This is a genomic window from Microbacterium oryzae (assembly GCF_030406385.1).
In the GTDB taxonomy this organism is placed as follows: domain Bacteria; phylum Actinomycetota; class Actinomycetes; order Actinomycetales; family Microbacteriaceae; genus Microbacterium; species Microbacterium oryzae_A.
In genome coordinates, this window is sequence record NZ_JAUEPM010000001.1 from 393,889 (window position 1) to 414,590 (window position 20,702).

Annotated in this window: 17 protein-coding genes and 2 riboswitches; of the genes, 7 read left to right on the forward strand and 10 right to left on the reverse strand. The window is 71.5% G+C overall.

Features of this window, described 5'->3' with window-relative positions; genetic code table 11:
* Nucleotides 1–28: 28 nt before the first annotated feature.
* Nucleotides 29–799: a hypothetical protein gene (locus QWJ90_RS02060; RefSeq protein ID WP_290105931.1), complete on the forward strand. Its 771-nt coding sequence runs from the start codon at nt 29–31 to the stop codon at nt 797–799.
* A 90-nt stretch (nt 800–889) separates the two neighbouring features.
* Here QWJ90_RS02060 and QWJ90_RS02065 read toward each other — a convergent pair whose 3' ends face one another.
* Nucleotides 890–1,336 carry a GNAT family acetyltransferase gene (locus QWJ90_RS02065; RefSeq protein WP_290105932.1) on the reverse strand — a complete coding sequence of 149 codons (447 nt, stop codon included), beginning with the start codon at nt 1,334–1,336 and terminating at the stop codon, nt 890–892.
* Nucleotides 1,333–1,935: a GNAT family N-acetyltransferase gene (locus tag QWJ90_RS02070; RefSeq protein ID WP_290105933.1), complete on the reverse strand. Its 603-nt coding sequence runs from the start codon at nt 1,933–1,935 to the stop codon at nt 1,333–1,335. The genes QWJ90_RS02065 and QWJ90_RS02070 overlap by 4 nt, the downstream gene beginning before the upstream one ends.
* 38 nt (nt 1,936–1,973) lie before the next feature.
* On the opposite strand from QWJ90_RS02070, the gene QWJ90_RS02075 reads away from it, so the two are divergent.
* A complete protein-coding gene (locus tag QWJ90_RS02075) occupies nt 1,974–2,453 on the forward strand; it encodes an NUDIX hydrolase (protein WP_290105934.1) in 480 nt (159 codons plus the stop codon).
* Between the two features lie 99 nt (nt 2,454–2,552).
* Here the strand turns inward: QWJ90_RS02075 and gcvP are convergent, their stop codons facing one another.
* From gcvP to QWJ90_RS02095, 4 genes are all read right to left on the reverse strand, one after another.
* Nucleotides 2,553–5,384: an aminomethyl-transferring glycine dehydrogenase gene (gcvP, locus tag QWJ90_RS02080; protein WP_436836684.1), complete on the reverse strand. Its 2,832-nt coding sequence runs from the start codon at nt 5,382–5,384 to the stop codon at nt 2,553–2,555.
* Between the two features lie 65 nt (nt 5,385–5,449).
* Nucleotides 5,450–5,830 (reverse strand): glycine cleavage system protein GcvH, encoded by a 381-nt coding sequence (gene gcvH, locus QWJ90_RS02085; RefSeq protein WP_290105936.1) that lies wholly within the window; start codon nt 5,828–5,830, stop codon nt 5,450–5,452.
* A complete protein-coding gene (gene gcvT, locus QWJ90_RS02090) occupies nt 5,827–6,954 on the reverse strand; it encodes a glycine cleavage system aminomethyltransferase GcvT (RefSeq protein ID WP_436836675.1) in 1,128 nt (375 codons plus the stop codon). The genes gcvH and gcvT overlap by 4 nt, the downstream gene beginning before the upstream one ends.
* Before the next feature lie 10 nt (nt 6,955–6,964).
* Entirely contained in the window at nt 6,965–8,392 is a 1,428-nt protein-coding gene (locus QWJ90_RS02095; protein ID WP_290105937.1) for an L-serine ammonia-lyase, read from the reverse strand.
* 46 nt (nt 8,393–8,438) lie between these two features.
* A riboswitch (glycine riboswitch) is annotated at nt 8,439–8,531 on the reverse strand.
* Nucleotides 8,532–8,622: riboswitch (glycine riboswitch) on the reverse strand.
* A gap of 173 nt (nt 8,623–8,795) precedes the next feature.
* Here QWJ90_RS02095 and QWJ90_RS02100 point away from each other — a divergent pair.
* Nucleotides 8,796–9,491, forward strand: coding sequence for an NUDIX hydrolase (locus QWJ90_RS02100; protein WP_290105938.1), 696 nt, complete (start codon nt 8,796–8,798; stop codon nt 9,489–9,491).
* Entirely contained in the window at nt 9,488–10,363 is an 876-nt protein-coding gene (locus QWJ90_RS02105) for a glycosyltransferase family 2 protein (RefSeq protein WP_290105939.1), read from the forward strand. The genes QWJ90_RS02100 and QWJ90_RS02105 overlap by 4 nt, the downstream gene beginning before the upstream one ends.
* Before the next feature lie 3 nt (nt 10,364–10,366).
* Here QWJ90_RS02105 and QWJ90_RS02110 read toward each other — a convergent pair whose 3' ends face one another.
* The gene (locus QWJ90_RS02110; RefSeq protein WP_436836676.1) at nt 10,367–12,250 is read right to left on the reverse strand and encodes an ABC transporter ATP-binding protein; all 1,884 of its coding nucleotides are present in this window, start codon (nt 12,248–12,250) and stop codon (nt 10,367–10,369) included.
* Between the two features lie 124 nt (nt 12,251–12,374).
* Here QWJ90_RS02110 and QWJ90_RS02115 point away from each other — a divergent pair, with 124 nt between their 5' ends.
* On the forward strand, nt 12,375–13,868 hold the full coding sequence (locus tag QWJ90_RS02115; RefSeq protein ID WP_290105940.1) for an MDR family MFS transporter: 1,494 nt from the start codon (nt 12,375–12,377) through the stop codon (nt 13,866–13,868).
* 218 nt (nt 13,869–14,086) lie between these two features.
* Here the strand turns inward: QWJ90_RS02115 and QWJ90_RS02120 are convergent, their stop codons facing one another.
* Nucleotides 14,087–14,233 (reverse strand): MetS family NSS transporter small subunit, encoded by a 147-nt coding sequence (locus tag QWJ90_RS02120; protein WP_290105941.1) that lies wholly within the window; start codon nt 14,231–14,233, stop codon nt 14,087–14,089.
* Complete coding sequence (locus QWJ90_RS02125) at nt 14,230–15,795, reverse strand: sodium-dependent transporter (protein WP_290105942.1); 1,566 nt, start codon at nt 15,793–15,795, stop codon at nt 14,230–14,232. The genes QWJ90_RS02120 and QWJ90_RS02125 overlap by 4 nt, the downstream gene beginning before the upstream one ends.
* Nucleotides 15,796–15,902: 107 nt before the next feature.
* Here QWJ90_RS02125 and QWJ90_RS02130 point away from each other — a divergent pair, with 107 nt between their 5' ends.
* Nucleotides 15,903–16,907: a bile acid:sodium symporter family protein gene (locus QWJ90_RS02130; protein ID WP_290105943.1), complete on the forward strand. Its 1,005-nt coding sequence runs from the start codon at nt 15,903–15,905 to the stop codon at nt 16,905–16,907.
* Nucleotides 16,908–16,909: 2 nt separating this feature from the next.
* Here the strand turns inward: QWJ90_RS02130 and QWJ90_RS02135 are convergent, their stop codons facing one another.
* Nucleotides 16,910–18,424 (reverse strand): MFS transporter, encoded by a 1,515-nt coding sequence (locus QWJ90_RS02135; protein ID WP_290105944.1) that lies wholly within the window; start codon nt 18,422–18,424, stop codon nt 16,910–16,912.
* A gap of 130 nt (nt 18,425–18,554) precedes the next feature.
* Here QWJ90_RS02135 and QWJ90_RS02140 point away from each other — a divergent pair, with 130 nt between their 5' ends.
* Nucleotides 18,555–20,447 carry a penicillin-binding transpeptidase domain-containing protein gene (locus QWJ90_RS02140; protein WP_290105945.1) on the forward strand — a complete coding sequence of 631 codons (1,893 nt, stop codon included), beginning with the start codon at nt 18,555–18,557 and terminating at the stop codon, nt 20,445–20,447.
* The last annotated feature ends 255 nt before the right edge of the window (nt 20,448–20,702 follow it).

Below are 20,702 nucleotides of genomic sequence, written 5' to 3' on the forward strand. Positions count from 1 at the left end.
GAATGCTCGGGACCGGTACCTCGCGACCGTGCACGCCGTCGCGCTGACTCATCCCGGCGCCGTCTTCTGCCTGGAGTCCGCGGCGGCGCTCCTGGGACTGCCGTTGCTCGGACGTCAGCGGGAGGTTCACATCCTCGACGCTCAGGGCACTGCGGCGCGGCGCATCGGCACCGTCCGGGTGCACGTCAGCGCCGTGGCCCGCGACATCGATGACCTCGACGGCATACTCGTCACCACCCCGAGCGAGACCGTTGTCGACCTTGCTCGGCTCCGCCATCCCGCGAGTGCCCTCGCCGCCGCGGACGCGCTCGTGCAGGCATCGCGGTGGGTCGACGGAAGTCCGCTGCTGGAGCGGAATGACGCGCGAGCGGGATCTCGCGGGCGTCGCGCGGCGGTCTGGCCGTTGAAATTCGCGTCGCCGTTGAGCGGAAGCGTTCTCGAGTCGGTCAACCGCGCCTGCGTGCACTGGTTGGGGTACCCGCCGCCCGTGCTGCAAGCGCCGTTCTCGCTTCCGAGCGGCGGTTGCCGCGCCGACATGTTCTGGGAGGAGTTCGGCGTCGTGGGAGAAGCCGATGGTCGAGTGAAGTACGACGGTTCCCTCGGCGATCCCGCGGCCGCGCTCTGGAAGGAGAAGCGCCGAGAGGATGAGCTGCGCCGTCGCGTCCGGACCGTCGTCCGGTGGACCTGGGCGGACCTCAGGTCGCGCGATGTGTTCGACCGGCGCCTGCACGAAGCGGGTATCCCGCGCCTGCGCCAGGTGGAGAGCGCACGACTCGCCACGCTCGTCCGCCTTCTGTAGCCCGCACCGCATGCCGTACCCGCACCATCCGGAGGCGCTCCCCCGCGACAATGCAGCGCGACGGCGACAATGCCGTGGCCGACTGCATTGTCACCGCCGGCGTGGATTCTCGCGAGGTGGAGGGGGCGTGTCGGGGATGAGACGCTTCCCCGCGACCAGGACGCCCTCCCGCTCGTAGCCGAGCAGGTCGTAATAGCCCAGGACCCCGGCGTTGTCAGGCCGCACCATGAGCATGACCTTGGGGCAGCCCAGTGCGATGAGCCGGCGCTCCGCCTCCGCGACGAGCGCTCGTCCGACACCGGCGCGAGCGCTCGCGAGGTAGTAGAGCCACCCCCGATGACCGTCGTAGCCCGCCATCACAGAGCCGACGACCGCGCCGTCGTGCTCAGCGACCAGCAAGAGGTCGGGCCACACCGCACGGGCGCGACGGATGTCCTCGCGCGGGTCGTTCCACGCGCGGATGAGGCCGGCCTCCCGCCACAGCTCGACGACCGCGTCGACGTCCGCAGGGACCAGTGGGCGGATGTCGACGGTCACCCCGCCGCACCCCGCCGAGCCAGGCGCTCCTCGAGCCCCAGGCGCACCGCCGGCCACTCCGGCTCGATGATCGAGAACACCACGGTGTCGCGGACGTGCCCGTCGGGGAAGATCGCGTGGCTGCGGAGCACGCCGTCCTGCTTCGCGCCGAGCCGGGCGATGGCCGCGCGCGACTGGCGGTTGTGCCAGTGCGTGCACAGCTGCACGCAGATGCATCCGAGCACCTCGAACGCCCGCTCGAGGAGCAGCAGCTTGGCGGCCGGGTTGATGCCGGTCCCCTGCGCCGCGGTGCCGAGCCACGTCGATCCGATCTCCAGACGCCGGTGATCCGGCTCGATGTGCAGGTACGTCGTCATCCCGATCGCCTGGCCCGACGCGACGTCGACGACCGCCCACGGCGCCATCCGCCCTGCCTCCTGCTCGGCCAGACGGCGCTGGATCTCCTCGACCATCCGCTCGGGTGCGGGGATGCGCGTGTACCAGGTGCGCCAGAGGTCGTCGGTCGCCACGGCCGCGGCGAGGTCGTCGGAATGCGCCGGCCGCAGCGGCTCCAGCCGCACGATGTCGTTCTCGAGCACGGGGGTCGCAGCGAAGTCCACGCGTCCACGCTATCGGGGCGCGCGCATAGGATCGGGCCATGGCGACCCCCGACTTCATCCTCCGGCTGCGCGAGAAGATCGGAACGGAGCTGCTGTGGCTCACCGGCGTCACCGCGGTCGTCCTGCGCGGGGAGGGCGAGGAGCAGGAGGTCCTCCTCGTCCGCCGCACCGACAACGCGCGCCTCACCCCCGTCACCGGGATCATCGATCCGGGCGAGCAGCCGGCCGCCGCCGCCGCCCGCGAGGTGCTCGAAGAAACCGACGTCATCGCCGAGCCCGAGACCCTCGTCTGGGTGAACACGCTGCCGCCGATGGTCTATCCGAACGGCGACCGCTCGCAGTACCTCGACCTCGTCTTCCGCTTCCGGTACGTCGCCGGCGAGCCGCGCCCCGCCGACGGCGAGAACACCGAGGCGCTGTGGCGCCGCGTGGACGACCTCGACGACGTCGACCCCGAGATGCGCGAGCGCATCCGGATGGCCGTGGCCGGCTCGGACCGCGCCCGCTTCGAGCGCTGACGCCCCTCCTCCGGCGAGACCCCACCCCCGCCGCGAGACCCCACGTGGCAGTGGAGGTCTCGCGGGCGGGATGAGGTCTCGCGGGAGGAAGCGCCGGGGCTATGCGAACGCGTCGATCGGCGGGCAGGCGCAGACGAGATTGCGGTCGCCGTAGGCCTGGTCGATGCGGCGCACCGGCGGCCAGTACTTCGCTTCGCCGACGCCGGCCGGGTAGACGGCCGCCTCCCGCGAGTAGGGATGGTTCCACTCGCCGACGAGCGCGGACGCGGCGGTATGCGGCGCGTTCGCCAGCGGGTTGTCGTCGTGCGGCCACTCCCCCGCCTGCACGCGCTCCGCTTCGCGGCGGATGGCGACCATCGCGTCGACGAAGCGGTCGAGCTCGGCGAGGTCCTCCGACTCCGTCGGCTCGACCATGAGGGTCCCCGCGACGGGGAACGACATGGTCGGCGCGTGGAAGCCGTAGTCGATGAGGCGCTTGGCGACGTCGTCGACGCTCACCCCGGTCTCGGCCTTCAAGGGCCGCAGGTCGAGGATGCACTCGTGCGCGACGCGCCCCTTCTCGCCCGCGTAGAGCACCGGGTAGTGCTCGGCGAGGCGGGCGGCGACGTAGTTCGCCGCGAGGACCGCGGCGTCGGTCGCCTGCGTGAGGCCCTCGAGACCCATCATCCGCACGTACGCCCACGAGATCGGCAGGATGCCGGCTGAGCCGTACGGCGCCGCCGACACGGGGCCGATCCCCTCGGTGTCGCCCTCGCCCTGCGCGAACGCGTGCGACGGCAGGAACGCCGCGAGGTGCGCCTTCGCCGCGACCGGGCCGACGCCCGGCCCGCCGCCGCCGTGCGGAATGGCGAACGTCTTGTGCAGGTTGAGGTGCGAGACGTCGCCGCCGAGGTCGCCGAAGCGGGCGTGACCGAGGAGCGCGTTAAGATTCGCGCCGTCGATGTACACCTGACCGCCGGCCTCGTGCACGGCCGCGGTGATGTCGAGCACGTCGTGCTCGTACACCCCGTGTGTGGACGGGTAGGTGATCATGAGCGCCGACAGCGCATCGGCGTGCGCGGTGATCTTCGCGCGCAGGTCGTCGAGGTCGACGTTGCCCTGCTCGTCGCACGCCACCACGACGACGCGCATGCCGGCGAGCACCGCGGACGCGGCGTTCGTGCCGTGCGCGGACGACGGGATGAGGCACACGTCGCGGCTCTCGTCCCCGCGCGAGCGGTGGTAGCCGCGGATGGCGAGGAGCCCCGCGAGCTCGCCCTGCGAGCCGGCGTTCGGCTGCAGCGAGACCGCGTCGTACCCGGTGAGGTCGGCGAGCCATCCCTCGAGCTGGTCGATGAGCTCGAGGTAGCCGGCGATATCCTCTCGAGGTGCGAACGGATGGATGCGCCCGAACTCCGGCCACGTGATCGATGCCATCGCCGTGGCCGCGTTGAGCTTCATCGTGCAGGATCCGAGCGGGATCATGCCGCGATCGAGCGCGTAGTCCTTGTCGGCGAGCCGCTTGAGGTACCGCATCATGGCGGTCTCCGAGCGATGGCTCGAGAACACCGGGTGCGTGAGGAACGGCTCGGTGCGGCGCAGCTCCTCCGGGATCGACCCGCCAGTGCGGGCGACACGATCCACGCCGCTTTCGCGGCTCCCCCGCACTGGCGAACCGGAAGCGGCATCCGCGTCCGCCACCTCGAACGCCCGGGCGACGGCGGCGAGGTCCGCCTCCGTCGTGGCCTCGCCCACGGAGATTCCGACGGTGTCGGCGTCTGCACGGTGCAGCAGCACGCCGGCGTCGTGCGCGGCGGCGACGACCTCGGCCGCACGACCCGGCACGCGCACGCGCAGCGTGTCGAAGTGCGCACCCCCGACGACGTCCGCTCCCGCGGCCACGAGCGATTCGCGCAGCCGCGCCGTCTTCTCCCGCACGTCCGCGGCGATCGCGCGGAGGCCATCCGACCCATGATAGACGGCGTACATCGCGGCCATCACAGCCAGCAGCACCTGCGCGGTGCAGATGTTGCTCGTCGCCTTCTCACGGCGGATGTGCTGCTCGCGCGTCTGCAGCGCGAGCCGGTAGGCGAGCTGCCCGTCGGCGTCCTTCGAGACGCCGACGAGGCGCCCCGGCAGCTGCCGCTCGAGCCCCTGGCGCACGACCATGTAGCCCGCGTGCGGGCCGCCGAAGCCGAGCGGCACGCCGAAGCGCTGCGTGGAGCCCACGACGATGTCCGCGCCGAGCGAGCCGGGCGAAGCGATGAGCGTGAGCGCGAGGAGGTCCGCGGCGACGACGGCCTGCCCGCCCGCGACGTGCACGGCGTCGATGACGCCCTGCGGGTTCCACACGCGGCCCGAGGCGCCCGGGTACTGCACGAGCGCCCCGAAGACCGACTCGGGCAGCTGCGCGCCGCCGGCGAGGTCCAGCTCGACGAGCTCGACGCCCACGGCCTCCGCGCGCACACGCAGCACCGCCTTCGTCTGCGGCAGCGCGTCGGCGTCCACGACGAACACGTCGGAGCCGCCGCGCACCGCGCGGCGCGCGACGAGCATCCCCTCGACCGCGGCGGTGGCCTCGTCGAGCATGGACGCGTTCGCGACGGGGAGCCCGGCGAGGTCGGCGACCATGGTCTGGAAGTTCAGCAGCGCCTCGAGGCGCCCCTGCGAGATCTCCGGCTGGTACGGCGTGTACGCCGTGTACCAGGACGGGTTCTCCAGCACGTTCCGCTGGATGACCGACGGCGTGAGCGTGTCGCTGTAGCCGAGCCCGATCATGGGCGAGAGCACGCGGTTCCGGCCCGCGAGGTCGCGGAGCTCCGCGAGGGCGGCCGCCTCCGACACGCCCTCCTGCGGGATGGCCGTGCCCGCCGCGCCGAGACCACGGATGACCGCGGGGACGGCGGTCGACATGACGGTGTCACCGGCGCGCACGCCGACGGCGGCGGCCATCCGCTGCTGGTCGTCAGCGCTCGTCCCGATGTGGCGGGCGGCGTACTCTCCGAAGGCGCCGGTGCTCACGCCTCGGCACCCGTGAGAGCGGTGTACGCGGCGCGGTCGAGGAGACCCGCGGGGTCGCCCGAGAGGCGCACCTTCACCAGCCACGCGTCCTCGAACGGCGAGGCGTTGACGGTGTCGGGGTCCGCGTCCACGGCGTCGTTCACCTCGACGACGGTGCCGTCGACGGGCGCGTAGAGCTCCGAGACCGACTTCGTCGACTCGATCTCGCCCATGACCTGGCCGGCGGTCACGGCGGCGCCGACCTGCGGCAGGTCGACGTACACGACGTCGCCCAGCTGGTCGGCTGCGTAGTCGGTGATCCCGATCGTGGCGATGTCGTCGTCGATGCGGATCCACTCGTGCTCGGCGGTGTAGAGCAGCGTGTTGAGATCGGTCATTTCTTCCTCCGGTAGAAGGGCAGGGTGGTCGGGTGGGCGGGGATGCGCGTGCCGCGCACGTCGATGGTCAGGTCGGTCGCAGCGGCCGCGTCGTGCTCGACGTACGCCAGCGCGATCGGATGGCCGAGGGTCGGGCTCAGGGCACCGCTCGTGATCTCGCCGACGAGCGCGTCGCCGCGATAGACGCCGTAGCCCGCGCGTCCCGCGCGGCGGCCATCCATGCTGAGGCCGACGAGCAGCCGCTCGCCCGGGCGCTCGTCAAGCGTGCGAGCCCCCACGAAGTCGCCCTTGTCGGCGGCGACGACGCGGCCGAGGCCGGCCTGCGAGGGGAAGATGTCGCGCGCGAGCTCGTGCCCGTACAGCGGCATGCCCGCCTCGAGGCGCAGCGTGTCGCGGGCGGCGAGGCCGGCCGGGACGAGCCCGCGCTCGGCGCCCGCCGCGAGGAGCGCCCGCCAGAGGCCGGGAGCGTGCTGCGCGTCGACCAGCAGCTCGAAGCCGTCCTCGCCGGTGTAGCCGGTGCGCGCGACGAACAGGGGCACGCCGCTGAAGAGGGCATCGGTCCACGCGTAGTTGCGCAGCTCGTCGAGATCCGGCGCTTCGATGCCGGGGGTGCTCGAGAGGATGGCCTCGGCCACCGGTCCCTGCAGGGCGATGAGCGCGAACCGCTCCGACGCGTCCTCGAAGGTGGCGTCGAAGCCGGCGATGCGCGCGGAGATCTCGTCCGCCACGACGCGCCGGTTGCCGGCATTGGCGATGATGAGGAACTCCTCGTCGCCGAGCCGGTAGGCGACGAGGTCGTCGATGATGCCGCCGTCTTCGGCGAGGATCATGGTGTACTTCGCACGCCCCACCGCGACCGCCGACAGCCGCCCGGCGAGCGCGTAGTCGAGGAAGGCCGCCGCGCCAGCACCCCGCACGAAGATCTCGCCCATGTGCGAGATGTCGAAGAGGCCCGCCGCCTCGCGCACGGCGCGGTGCTCCGCGAGGTCGGAGGAGTACCGCACCGGCATCCACCACCCGCCGAAGTCGGTGAACGAGGCGCCCAGCGCCTCGTGCTCGGCTTGAAGCGGCGACTGCCGCAGCCCCTCCCCGGATCCAGAGGTGGTGGTGTCTTCTGCGCTCACGCGTCTCTCCTCAGCATTCGACCACGTTGACGGCCAGTCCGCCCCGCGCGGTCTCCTTGTACTTCTCGCTCATGTCACGGCCGGTCTGCCGCATGGTCTCGATGACGGCGTCCAGCGAGACGCGATGCGTCCCGTCTCCCCAGAGAGCCATCCGCGCGGCATTGACCGCCTTGCCCGATGCGATCGCGTTGCGCTCGATGCAGGGGATCTGCACCAGTCCCCGGACGGGATCGCACGTGAGGCCGAGGTTGTGCTCCATCGCGATCTCGGCGGCGTTCTCGACCTGGGCGGGCGTGCCGCCGAGGACCGCGGCGAGCGCGCCCGCCGCCATGGACGACGCCGAGCCGACCTCGCCCTGGCACCCGACCTCTGCGCCGGAGATCGACGCGCGGTTCTTGTAGATCGAGCCGATCGCGGCGGCGGTCAGCAGGAAATCGACGGCGATGTCGTCGCGGTGTCGGCCAGCGGTCGCCGCGGGCGTGTAGTGCGTGGCGTAGTGGAGGACGGCGGGAATGATCCCGGCCGCGCCGTTCGTGGGCGCCGTGACGACGCGGCCGCCCGCGGCGTTCTCCTCGTTCACCGCCAGCGCGACGAGGTTGACCCACTCCTGCGCGAAGCCGGGCCCGCGGTCGGGGTCCTCCTGCAGGAGCCGCGCGTGCCATCCCGGGGCGCGCCGATGAACCCCGAGACCGCCGGGCAGGTCCCCGGTGTGGCGGGTGCCCGCGGCCACGCACTCGTCCATGGCGTCGCGGATGCGCAGGATGCCCTCGCGCACGTCATGCGCGGAGCGCTGGGCGCACTCGTTCCGATGCGCGACCTCCGCGACGCCCACGCCCTCCGCGTCGCAGATCGCCAGCAGCTCGGCGGCGGTGCCGAACGGGTGCGGCACGAGTGCGGTCCGACTCGCCGCCTCCTCGCCGTCGCGCACGATGAAGCCGCCGCCGACCGAGTACCAGACGCCCTCCTCGATGACCTCGCCCCGGCCATCCCGCGCGGCGAAGCGCATCGCGTTGGTGTGCCGGGCGAGGATGGTGAGCGGCCTGAGCCGGATGTCGGCCGCGCGCAGCGGCACCGCGACGACGCCGCCCAGCAGGACGGTGCCGTCGCGCTCGATGCGCGCGGCGCGGGCCGCGATCTCGTCTGAGCGGACGGTGTCGGGGCGGCACCCCTCGAGCCCCACGAGCACCGCCGTGAGCGTGCCGTGGCCGGCGCCCGTGGCGGCGAGCGATCCGAACAGCTCGACGTCGACGCGGGCGACATCGGTCACCCGGTCGCCGAGGCGCGCGACGAACGCGCCGGCGGCGCGCATGGGTCCGACCGTGTGCGAGCTCGAGGGTCCGACGCCGATCGTGAAGAGGTCGAACACCCCCACGAACGGCGGACGATCGTCGAGGGCGCTCGGTGCACGGCCGACGTCGTCGTCTGTCGTGTGCGTCATCGAGGAACTCCCGTCTTTGGCACCCTCGGGCGAGAGTGCGTCGAGTTCCTCCCGCTCTGTCATAGGCCTGAGAGTTTCCACGGCGCCGGAGCGCCGCTTGCCCCGTCGGCGGGCGCACGTGCGCCGCTTTCCAGAGTGACCTGCCGCCACGGTACGTGGGCCTGAGAGATTCCGGGAGGGGTTGCTCCTACGGCAGCAGCGCGAGCGCTGCGTTCTCCCGTGACGGTGGACGGTCATGTGCAGTTGTGGAGCCGATCCTACCCGGCGGCCACCCGCTCCCGCGACCGGTCCGCCGCCGCGACCCCGCCGCTGCGACCCGCGCCGCGCGAAGAACGCGAGCTCATGACGCGAAGGAGCACAGCGGCGCGTGGGAGCGGCGTCGGCCTTCGCCTACGCTCGAGGGGTGAGCGCATCCCCGATCCGCGTCGCCGTGTCCACGGTGATCTTCTCGCTGCGATCGCGACCCGAGGCCGACACGCTGATGATCCCGCTGGTGCGCCGCACCCGCGATCCGTTCGCGGGCGCGTGGGCGCTTCCCGGCGGCTGGCTCGACGAGAGCGAGGGCCTCGACGACGCGGCATCGCGCACCCTCGCGGAGACCACCGCGCTCAGCCCCAGCTACCTCGAACAGCTGTATGCGTTCGGCGACGTCGATCGCTCCCCCACCCGCGTGGTGTCCGTCGTCTACTGGGCGCTGCTGCGCTCCGACCTCGTCGACGCGCAGCGGGCGACCGAGGACGCTCCGGAGAACGTCGAGTGGTTCGATGTCGACGACCTGCCCCCGCTCGCGTTCGACCACAACCGCATCGTGGAATACGCGCTCTGGCGCCTGCGCAACAAGGTCGGCTACAGCCGGATCGCGCACGGGCTGCTGCCCGACGAGTTCACGCTCACCGAGCTGCGGGAGGTGTACGAGGCCGTGCTCGGCCGGCGGCTCGATCCGTCGAACTTCCGCCGTCTGCTGGAGGGATCGGAGGCGCTGCTGCCGACCGAGTCGTTCCGCACCGGCAAGCACCGCCCCGCGCGCCTGTACCGGTACAACTCGGAGGTCGCGCTGGCCGACCGCGGCCCGCTCGAGCGACGCCGGTCTCTGCCGTGAGCACCCTCGTCACCGTCATCGTGCCGGGGTTCGACGTCGAGGAGTACGCCGCTGAGGCGCTGGAGTCCCTCCGCGCGCAGACCCTTCCGCGATGGCGGGCGATCCTCGTCGACGACGGGTCGGCGGATGGCACCGGCCGGGTCTTCGACGACGCCGCCCGTCGCGACGACCGCTTCCGCGTCGTGCGGCACGGCCGCCGGCGCGGGCTCGGCGCCGCGCGCAACACCGCGCTCGATCTCGTCGACACCCGCTACGTGGCCTTTCTCGACGGCGACGACGTGATGACGCCCACCGCGCTCGCGACCCTCGTCGGCTCGCTCGAGGCATCCGGCAGCGACCTCGTCGTCGGCGCGTACGTGCGCCTGCGACCGGAGGGCGCGCGGTACCTCCCCGGCCCCGTGCAGCCGTGGGTGTCGGCGGCGACGGATCCGCGCCGGATCGGCGTCGACCTCGACGCGCATCCGGAGGTGACCGCGAACGTCGTCGCATGGTCGAAGGTGTCGCGGACGGAGTTCTGGCGCGAGCACGATCTGCGCTTCCCCGAGGCGGCGCTCTACGAGGACCAGGCCGTCGCGCAGCGGATGTACGCGTCCGCGCGCGCGTTCGACGTGGTGCCCGATGTCGTCGTGCAGTGGCGCGTGCGAGCCGACGGCTCCTCGATCACGCAGCGCGAGGCGGACCCGCGGGTGCTCCGCGCGTGCCTGGCGGCCATGCGCGACGGTCTCGACGTGCTCGCCGGTCATGGCGCCGCTCGTCGTGCCCGCGCCGCGCAGATCCTGCGGATGGACGTGCCGCGCCTGGCCGCGCTCCCGCTGGGCGACGACGACCGCGCGCTGCTCGCGGCCTTCGCCGCGCACGTCGCCGCGCTCTGACGCTCACTCCTCCAGCACGCGCGTGGCCGCCAGCTGCTCGGCTGCGAGCTCCGCGTAGAGACCGCCGGCCGCGACGAGCTGACCGTGGGTGCCCGACTCCACGATCCGTCCGGCGTCCACGACGTGGATGACGTCGGCGTCGATGACGGTGGAGAGCCGGTGGGCGATCGAGATCGTGGTCCGCCCGCGGGCCGCGCTCTCGAGAGCCTCCTGCACGATGCGCTCGGAGACGGTGTCGAGCGCGCTGGTCGCCTCGTCGAGAAGCAGCACGGGCGGGTCCTTCAGCAGCACGCGCGCGATGGCGATGCGCTGCTTCTCGCCCCCGGAGAGACGGTAGCCGCGTTCGCCGACCACCGTGTCGTAGCCGTCTTCGAAGCCGGCGATGATGTGGTGGATGTTCGCCTGGCGGCAGGCGTCCTCGATCTGCTCGTCGGTGGCGTCCGGGCGCGCGTAGCGGAGGTTCTCCCGCACCGTCGCGTGGAAGAGGTACGTCTCCTGCGACACGATGCCGACGTGGTCGACGATCGACTCCTGCGTGAGGTGACGCACGTCCTCCCCCGCGAACAGCACCTGGCCATCCGACGCCTCGTAGAAGCGCGGCGTGAGATAGAGCACGGTGGTCTTGCCCGCGCCGGACGGCCCGACGAAGGCCACGTGGGAGCCGGGCTCGACCGCGAAGGAGACGCCCTGCAGCGTGGGGCGGGTGTCGTCTGCTGCGTCGGGATAGCGGAACGAGACGTCGCGGAACTCCACCCGTCCGATCGGGCCGCGCGCGGCCGCGACATCGATGGCGTCGGGGGCGTCGGCGATCGCGGGCTTCAGGTCGAGGTACTCGAAGATGCGCGCGAACAGAGCCGACGACGTCTGCACGTCGAGCGCCACGCGCATGAGGCTCGTCAGCGGCTGCAGCAGCCGAGCCTGCACGGTCGTGAACGCGACGATGGTGCCCGCCGTGAGCAGCCCGGTGTCGCCGGCGAGGAGGAAGCCCGCGACGAGGTAGATGATCGCGGGCACCGACGCCATGAGCACGTGGACGACGGCGAAGAACCCCTGCCCGGTCATGGCCTGGCGGATCTGGAGCCGGATCTGGTTGGCGTTCTCCTCGGCGTAGCGCGCGGACTCGGTGCGCTGCCGATTGAACGACTTCGACAGCATGATGCCCGAGACGCTCAGCGTCTCCTGCGTGATCGCCGTCAGCTCCGACAGCGACTGCTGCGTCTCCCCCGCGATGCGCGCCCGCACCTGCCCCACCCGTCGCTGCACGACGACGAGCACCGGCATCAGGACGACGGCGATGAGGGTGAGGCGCCAGTCGATCAGGATCATCGCGACGAGGGAGGCGATGACGGTCACGGTGTTGCCGAGGATGCTCGTCACCGTGTTCGTCAACACCGACGAGACGCCGCCGACGTCGTTCTGCAGCCGCGACTGGATGATGCCGGTCTTCGTCCGCGTGAAGAACCCCAGCTCCATCGCCTGCAGATGCTCGAACATCCGCACCCGCAGGTCGCCGGTGACGCGGTTGCCCACATTCGACGTGAACCAGGTCTGGGCGACGCCGACGACCGCGCTGGCGAGGTACAGCCCGATCATGAGCGCGACCAGGCGCACGAGCAGCGGGATGTCCACCGGCGAGCCGTCGGTGGGGAACAGCGCGCCGTCGAACACCCGCTGGATGACCAGCGGCGGAATGACGCCGAGCGCGGCGCCGACCACGACGAGCGCTGCGGTGACCCCGATCCGCGCGCGATACGGCCGGAACAACGCGACCACGCGTCGCCCCAGCCCGGGCACGCGCGGCGCCTCCGCGTTCATCCGCCGCTGCGCCTCCTCGTCGATCGGCCGACCGCCGCCGCGACCGCCGCCCATCCCTCGCCCCATACTCATGTCAAAGAGCATACATATCCTCGGGATGGCCGGCTCCGGTTCTCGGGAATACCGCGGCGAGGCCCGCCGTTAGGCTGTGACGTCTGCGCGGAGTCCCTGCGCCCCTTCTTCCTCCAGGAGCCCCATGACGTCCACCGACACCGGCGCCATCCGCGCCCGCCCCCAGTCCGGCGTCGATCCGAAGAGCATGCGCGTCATCTGGCTGCTCCTCGTCGCCGCCTTCGTCGCCATCCTCAACGAGACGACGATGGGCATCGCCATCCCCCATCTCAACGCCGACCTGGGCCTCGCGCCCGAACTCGGCCAGTGGCTGACGAGCGCCTTCATGCTCACCATGGCCGTCGTCATCCCGACGACCGGCTTCCTGCTGCAGCGCTTCACCACGCGCCAGGCGTTCCTCGCGGCCATGACCGCGTTCTCGCTGGGCACCCTCATCTGCCTCGTCGCGCCCGGCTTCGCCGTGCTGCTGCTCGGGCGCGTCGTGCAGGCCGCCGGCACCGGCATCATGATGCCGCTGCTGATGACCACCATCATGAACGTTGTTCCTCCGCGCTCCCGCGGTCGGATGATGGGCCGCGTCGGCCTCGTCATCTCCCTCGCCCCCGCCATCGGCCCGACCCTCTCTGGCGCCGTGCTCGAGACGCTCAGCTGGCGCTGGCTCTTCGGCATCGTGCTGCCGATCGCCGTCGTGTCGCTCCTCATCGGCGCGAAGTGGATGACGAACCTCGGCGAGACCAAGAAGGCCCCCATCGACGTGCCGTCCATCGTGCTCTCGGCGTTCGCCTTCGGCGGCATCGTCTACGGCCTGAGTCAGTTCGGCGGCGGCCACGGCGGCGGTGCCGCCGACTCGGGCATCTCGCCCATCGCGACGGGCGCCATCGCCCTCGGCGTCGGCCTCGTCGTGCTGGCCGTGTTCATCTGGCGTCAGATCGTGCTGCAGCGCGTCGACGACGCCCTGCTCGACCTGCGCGTGTTCCGCTCCGGCAACTTCACCGTGTCGGTCGTCATCATGTCCCTCGTCGCGCTGACGATGTTCGGCACGCTCACGCTGCTGCCGCTCTACCTGCAGAACGTGGTCGAGCTCGACGCCCTGCAATCCGGGCTCATCCTGCTCCCCGGCTCGGTGCTCATGGGCCTCCTCGGCCCGGTCACCGGTCGGATCTACGACGCGCGCGGCCCGCGAACGCTCCTCGTGCCCGGCACGATCATCGTCGCCGCGGCGATCTTCACCTACTCGACGGTGACCGAGCACACGCCGTGGTGGCTGCTCATGGCGGTGCAGACGGCGATGTCGATCGGCATGGCGATGTCCTTCACCCCGCTGTTCTCGGCCTCGCTCGGATCCCTCGAGCGCCCGCTGTACTCTCATGGCTCGGCCGTGCTGAACACCCTGCAGCAGGTGGCGGGCGCCGCCGGCGTGGCGATCCTCATCGCGACGTACTCGCGCTTCCTCCACGACGGCGAGCAGGCCGGGGTCGCGGCCGCGGTCGCGGGAGCGCCCGGTGCGCGCACGGCGTTCCTCATCGCGGCGATCATCTCGCTGGTGTCCGTCGTGCTGTCGTTCTTCGTGCGGAAGCCCGAGGAGGCGGAGGACATGCCCGCCGTGCACGGGCACTGATCCGCGCCTCCACGCAGAAGCCCCCGCGACCTTCGGGTCGCGGGGGCTTCTGCGTCAGGGGATCTCAGGAGGGCTGGACTCCCGGCCACCCGCAGACACCGTCTGCGCAGGCGGGCGCGTCGTCGGCGGCGAGCGGCAGCAACGGAGTCACCCTGATCTCCTCGTTCTGAGACATGCCGACCATGCTACGCCCGGTGACGGACACCGGCTCCGGGCGGTCACTCATCGCCGTCGAGGTCGTCCTCCGCCCCGGGCGGGTAGGCCTCGACCTGCGGCCGTGCCGACAGGAACAGGATGCTCGTCGCCAGGCCGCCCCAGATGAGGACCGCCGCGATGAGGAAGAACAGGATCGCAATGGGTGTCATCGCCGTGCTCCCTTCGTGGTGAGGGTGGCCGCGGCGGGCCACGGCTCGAACAAGTCGGGGTTGTGACGCCACCGAGCCCCGGTGAGCACGATCGCGCCGACGATCATGAGGAGGACCGAACCCCAGCCCGCGACGCCGAGGTAGGCGGCGGGATATCCGCTGTAGCCGTCGGCGAGCAGCTCGACGATCTTCGAGACGAGCATGTAGACGAGGACGACGGGCGCCACGACGGACACCAGGACCAGCCACACGCGCCCGACCTTGAAGGTCGACAGCGCGCTCAGGTGCCCCGCGAGCTCGGGGCCGGCGCGGCGCACCCAGAGGATGACGATCGACACGGCGACGGCCGAGGTGACGATGCCGATGTTGTTCGCCCAGTTGTCGACCGTGTCGAGGGCGGTGAGGCCCGAGGTGGTCGAGAACAGGAGGATCGAGACGACCGCGAGCACGCCGCCGAGGCCGTAGACGACCTGCGCGCGCGTGAGCCCGAACTTGTCGCGGACCGCGGCGATGACGACCTCGAGAATCGAGATGAGCGAGGTGAGTCCGGCGAGGACGAGCGCGCCGAAGAAGAGGGCGCCGAACCACTCGCCGCCGGGCATCTGCGACACGATCGCGGGGAAGGTCATGAACGACAGCGCCACGCCGGTGAGCCCCTCGAGCTCGCCGACGCCGATGCCCTGCTGGTGCGCGAAGAAGCCGAGCGTGGAGAAGACGCCGATGCCCGCGAGCAGCTCGAACGACGAGTTGCCGAAGGCCACCACGAGGCCGGGCGTGGTCAGGTTCACGCGACGACGGCGGTAGGACGCGTAGGTCACCATGATGCCGAAGGCGACAGACAGCGAGAAGAAGATCTGGCTGTACGCTGCGATCCACACCGACGGGTCCGCCAGCGCGGCGAAGTCGGGGGTGAAGAACGCGGTGAGGCCGTCGATCGCCCCGGGGAGGAACAGCGCGCGGATGACGAGGATGAGGAATCCGATGACGAGCAGCGGGATGAAGACGACGTTCGCGCGCTGCACGCCCTTCACCACGCCCGCGCCGAGGACGACGAGCGCGACGATCCACATGAGCACGAGTGGGATGAGCACGCTCGGCACGAAATCGAACGTGATCGGCGCCGCCGCGACCCGCAGGTAGTCGCCGGTGAAGAAGCCGGTCGGGTCGTCACCCCAGCGCAGGTCCCAGGAGAACACGAAGTAGCTCGACGCCCAGGCGAGGACCGCCGTGTAGTAGATCGCGATGAACACGCAGATCATGACCTGGAACCAGCCGACTCCCTCGCCCAGCTTCCCGGCGATGCGGCGGAAGGCCAGCGGCGCGGAGCCGCGGAACCGGTGACCGATCGCGTAGTCGAGGAAGAGGATGGGGATGCCCGCGGTGAGGAGCGCGACGAGGTACGGGATGAGGAAGGCCCCTCCGCCGTTCTCGTAGGCGACGCCGGGGAAGCGCCAGATGTTGCCGAGCCCCACGGCCGAGCCCATGGCCGCGAGGATGAATCCGATCTGGCCGGTCCACTGCTCCCGCGCGGGCACCGCTTCGGCTGCCGTCGTCCGAGACATGCTCTTCTCCTCCGCCGAGCGCTCGTCGCCCGGCTCCGCTCGGGTGAGCGTAGCAAAGTGCTCACCCGCGGTGCGGGTGGACGCCGCCGGTGTGGCAGATTGGAGAGGTGAACAGCACGACAGCGCCCCGGCCATCCGCTTCGCCCGCTCCCGACCGCACCGCCCGGCTCGCCGTCACGATCTTCCCGATCCTCGTCCTCGTCGCCGGCGTGATCGGGTACCTGTTCCCCGGCACGTCGGCCGTTCTCGGCCCCGCGGTGCCCTGGCTCCTCGGCGTGATCATGTTCTGCATGGGTCTGACGCTGACCCTGCCCGACTTCGCGCGCATCGCCAAGCGCCCGTGGATGGTGCTCATCGGCGTCGTGCTGCAGTACGTCATCATGCCGCTCACGGCGTGGGCCATCGCCTTCGCCCTCGGGCTGCCGCCGGAGCTCGCCGCGGGCGTCATCCTCGTCGGCTGCGCGCCGGGCGGCACCGCATCCAACGTCGTGACCTATCTCTCCCGCGGCGACACGGCCCTGTCGGTCACGGTGACCACCTGCTCCACGCTGCTCGCCCCCATCCTCACGCCGCTGCTCACGCTGTGGCTGGCCGGCACGTTCCTCGAGGTGCCGTTCCAGTCGATGATGGTCTCGATCCTGCAGACCGTGCTGCTGCCGGTCGTCGGAGGCCTGATCGTGCGCCTCGTGCTGCGCGGGTTCATCGACCGGATCCAGGGCGTCTTCCCGTGGCTCTCGACGATCGCCATCTCGCTCATCGTCACCGCCGTCGTGGCCGGCAGCGCCGACCGCATCGTGCAGGCCGGGCTCGTCGTCCTCGTCGCCGTCATCCTGCACAACGGCCTCGGCCTGCTGCTGGGCTACCTCGCCGCTCGAGCGCTCCGGATGACCCAGCGCGAGCGCCGCGCGATCGCGGTCGAGGTGGGCATGCAGAACTCCGGTCTCGCGGCGTCTCTCGCGGCCGCGCACTTCTCGCCGCTCGCCGCCCTGCCGGCCGCGGTCTTCTCGCTCTGGCACAACCTCTCGGGGGCCGTGTTCGCGATGATCATGGGCCGCCGTCCCGTGACGGACGAGGAGCAGCCGGCTGAGCGCACGCCCGCCGCGGCCGCCTGACCTCAGTCCTCCTCGCGCCGCTCCGGGAACAGCTCGTCGAGGTCGAGGTCGGGGTTGTCGTCCTGCGTGCGGACCAGGTCGATGGCCTCCTGCTCGGTGGCGACGGCGGGCATGGCGCCGGGCAGCGGCCGTCGTGCCGACTCCCGCAGCGCGAGGATGGCCAGGAAGCCTGCCACCGAGGTGCCGATGACGTAGAACGCGGGGGCGAGAGCCGAGCCGGTCAACTGCACGAGCGCCTCCATGATGACCGGCGCGGTGCCCGCGAAGATCGCCACCGACAGGTTGTAGGAGATGCCCATCCCGCCGTAGCGCGAGCTGGTCGGGAACAGCGCCGGCAGCGACGAGGCGAGGTTCGCGACGTAGAACGTGACCGGCACCGCGAGCAGGATGAGCCCGAGCAGCGTCGACCAGATCGCGCCGTGCATCATGAAGAGGAACGACGGGATGGCGAGCACGATCGCCGTGATCGCGCCGATGAAGAGCACCTTCCGGCGCCCGATGCGGTCTGAGAGCATGCCGGTGAACGGGATGGCCGCCGACATGGCGACGAGCACCGGAAGGGTCAGCAGCGTCCCGTGCACCTCGTCGTACCCGAGGGTGCCGGTGAGATAGGTCGGCATGTACGAGGTGAGGGCGTAGCCGACGGTGTTGGCCGCGGCGACGAGCACGAACGCCGTGAGGAGCTCCCGCCAGAAGCTGCGCAGCAGCTGGAGCACGCTCTTCGGCGCGTCGGCGGACTCGCGGGCCTCCTCCTGCGCGCGCTCGGCCGCCTCCTGCGCCTCCTGGAAGGCGGGCGTGTCCTCGATCTTCAGCCGGAAGTAGATCGCGACCGCGCCGAGGGGCAGCGCGACGAGGAACGGGATGCGCCACGCGAAGCTGTCCATGGCATCCGATGAGAGCGTCAGCTGGAGCACGGAGACGAACGCGGCGCCGATCGCGAAGCCCATGTAGGAGCCGCAGTCGAGGAGCGAGGCGTAGAAGCCCCGACGGCGATCCGGGGCGTATTCGGTGATGAACGTCGTCGCCCCGGCGTACTCGCCGCCGGTCGAGAAGCCCTGCAGGAGCTTCAGCACGATGAGCAGGATCGGAGCCCAGACGCCGATGACGGAGTAATCGGGGAGCACCCCGATGAAGAAGGTCGCCGCCGCCATCATGATGAGCGTGAACGCGAGGACCCGCTGACGTCCGAGTCGGTCTCCGAGCTGACCGAGCACCACGCCCCCGAGCGGCCGGGCGACGAAGGTCACGGCGAAGACCCCGAGCGAGAAGAGGGACTGCGCACCGGCCTCCGCGTCGGGGAGGAACATCCGCCCGATGATCACCGCGAGATAGCCGTAGATCCCGATGTCGTACCACTCCATCAGGTTGCCGACCACGGTGCCGGCGATCGCCCTCTTGAGCATGGGGCGGTCGACGACGGTGACGTCGTCGATGGTCAGGCGCCTCTCCTCGGCCTCCTTGCGACGGAGACGACCGAGCACGCGGCGCCAGGATGGGTGTGAGGGCGGAATCGACATGGATCAACTCTCGCGCGGCGCGCGCGGGAGCCGCGAGGGGCTTGACGGCCGCCGCGATCACGTGGCTGCCCTCGTGCCGACCGACATGACAGGATGACGGTGCACCGACGGCCTCCGAAAGGACCTGCTCATGCCCCTCCCCCTCAGGCGCGGCGCAAGCGCGGCCATCCTCGCCCTCCTCCTCCCCCTCGCCGCGTGCTCTCAGGCGGACGATCAGGCCGAGGCCGCCGCGGACGACCTCACCGCCGCGTTGAGTGAGCACACGCTCGAGGGCGTCGCACTCGCCGATCCCGCGGCGGCGGCCGTGTTCGAGGAGCAGGTGGCCCCGCTCGCCGACTACGACGTCGAGGTCATGGCCGACGAGGTCGAACGCGAGGGCGACGAGGGCACGGTCGCCCTGCACTGGACCTGGGATGTCGAGGGCCAGGAGTGGGCGTACGACACCACCGCCGCGCTGGCGGAGGGTGAGGACGAGTGGGTGGTGCAGTGGGACCCTTCGACGCTCGCTCCGAACCTCGCGCCCGGCGAGCGGATCGAGGTGAGCCGCGAGTTCGGCGAGCGCGCAGACATCCTCGGCGCCGGCGACGAGCCGATCGTCGCCGAGCGCCCGGTCGGCCGCTACGGGCTCGACAAGACGCGCATCTCGGCGGAGGAGGTCGGCGAGTCGGCCGAGCGCATCGCGAGCGCGGTCGGCATCGATCCGGCGGCCTTCCGCGCCTCGGCCGAGAGCGCCGGCCCGCAGGCCTTCGTCGAGGCGATCGTCGTGCGCGAGGGCGAGGAGGACCAGTACGTCGCCCCCGACTTCATGGAGATCCCGGGCGCGATCGTCGTCCCCGACACCCTGCCGCTCGCGCCCACCCGCGACTTCGCGCGCGAGCTGCTCGGCACCGTCGGCGATGCCACGGCCGAGGTCGTCGACGCATCGGATGGCGCGGTGCGCGCCGGCGATGTCGTCGGACTCTCCGGGCTGCAGCAGGCGTTCGACGCGCAGTTGCGCGGCACGCCGAGCATCGCGATCGACGCCGTGGGCGACGGCGACGAGCGGCGGACGCTGGCGGAGTTCGACGGCGAGGATGGCCGGCCGCTGTCCCTCACGCTGGATCCGGCCATCCAGTCGGCAGCCGAGGAGATCATCGCAGGGCTCGGCGAGGATGCGCCCGCCAGCGCCATCGTCGCCATCCGCCCGTCGACCGGCGAGGTGCTGGCGCTCGCGAACGGGACCGGCGGTCTCGACATCGCCTCGACCGGGCAGTACCCGCCCGGGTCGACCTTCAAGCTGGTGACCTCGCTCGCGCTGATCCGCGCCGGGGCGTCGCTCGACGATGTGCTGTCGTGCCCGGAGTCGCTCGAGGTCGACGGGTTCACCTTCAGCAACTACGACGACTACCCCGCCTCGGCGCTCGGCGACGTCACGTTCCGCACGGCGATCGCCAACTCCTGCAACACCGCCGTGATCGGCGCGCGCGACCGCATCGGCGACGGCGAGCTCGCCGCCGCGGCAGCGTCCCTCGGCCTCGCGGCCGACGCCGACCTCGGCTACCCCGCCTCGCTCGGTCAGGTGCCCGAGCCGGAGGGCGAGACCGAGCGCGCGGCCGACCTCATCGGCCAGGGGCGCATCCTCGCCACGCCGCTCGGGATGGCCACGGTCGCGGCCTCCATCGGCGCCGGGCGCACCGTCGAGCCGCACCTCATCGCCGACGACGAGGCGAGCGCATCGGCGTCGCCCGAGGCGGAGTCCGCGCAACCCCTCACCTCTGATGAGGCATCCGCGCTGCAGGAGCTCATGCGCGCCGTCGTGACGGAGGGTTCGGCGACCTTCCTCTCCGGCATCCTCGGCGAGCCGGTGGGCGCGAAGACGGGCACGGCCGAATACGGCGAGCCGGATGGCGATGGCGAGTACCCGAAGCACAGCTGGATGGTGGGCACCCATGGCGACCTCGCCGCCGCCGTCTTCGTGGAGGACGGCACCTCAGGCGCGGAGACCGCCGGCCCGCTGCTGCAGGCGCTGTTCGAGCGGTTCTGAGGACGGGGGTCGACCGTGTCTCACTCCGCGCGGGATAGCCGCGGCGATACCCGCAGCGAGTGAGACACGAGTGCCGGGTCGGAGGGGGCGTGTCTCACTCCGCGCGGGATAGCCGCGGCGATACCCGCAGCGAGTGAGACACGGGTGCCGGGTCGGAGGGGGCGTGTCTCACTCCGGGCGGACTACGCGCGGCGATACCCGCAGCGAGTGAGACACGGGTGCCGGGTCGAGATCGCGGACGAGCGTGCGCGCAGC

What these genes read in the sequence shown, in the direction of transcription:
- QWJ90_RS02075 (WP_290105934.1), top strand. Translation starts at nt 1,974, where the DNA reads ATGGCGACCCCCGACTTCATCCTCCGGCTGCGCGAGAAGATCGGAACG.
- gcvP (WP_436836684.1), bottom strand. Translation starts at nt 5,384, where the DNA reads ATGGCCGCCGCCGTCGGCGTGCGCGCCGGTGACACCGTCATGTCGACC.
- gcvH (WP_290105936.1), bottom strand. Translation starts at nt 5,830, where the DNA reads ATGACCGATCTCAACACGCTGCTCTACACCGCCGAGCACGAGTGGATC.
- QWJ90_RS02095 (WP_290105937.1), bottom strand. Translation starts at nt 8,392, where the DNA reads ATGACGCACACGACAGACGACGACGTCGGCCGTGCACCGAGCGCCCTC.
- QWJ90_RS02110 (WP_436836676.1), bottom strand. Translation starts at nt 12,250, where the DNA reads ATGAGTATGGGGCGAGGGATGGGCGGCGGTCGCGGCGGCGGTCGGCCG.
- QWJ90_RS02115 (WP_290105940.1), top strand. Translation starts at nt 12,375, where the DNA reads ATGACGTCCACCGACACCGGCGCCATCCGCGCCCGCCCCCAGTCCGGC.
- QWJ90_RS02120 (WP_290105941.1), bottom strand. Translation starts at nt 14,233, where the DNA reads ATGACACCCATTGCGATCCTGTTCTTCCTCATCGCGGCGGTCCTCATC.
- QWJ90_RS02125 (WP_290105942.1), bottom strand. Translation starts at nt 15,795, where the DNA reads ATGTCTCGGACGACGGCAGCCGAAGCGGTGCCCGCGCGGGAGCAGTGG.
- QWJ90_RS02135 (WP_290105944.1), bottom strand. Translation starts at nt 18,424, where the DNA reads ATGTCGATTCCGCCCTCACACCCATCCTGGCGCCGCGTGCTCGGTCGT.
- QWJ90_RS02140 (WP_290105945.1), top strand. Translation starts at nt 18,555, where the DNA reads ATGCCCCTCCCCCTCAGGCGCGGCGCAAGCGCGGCCATCCTCGCCCTC.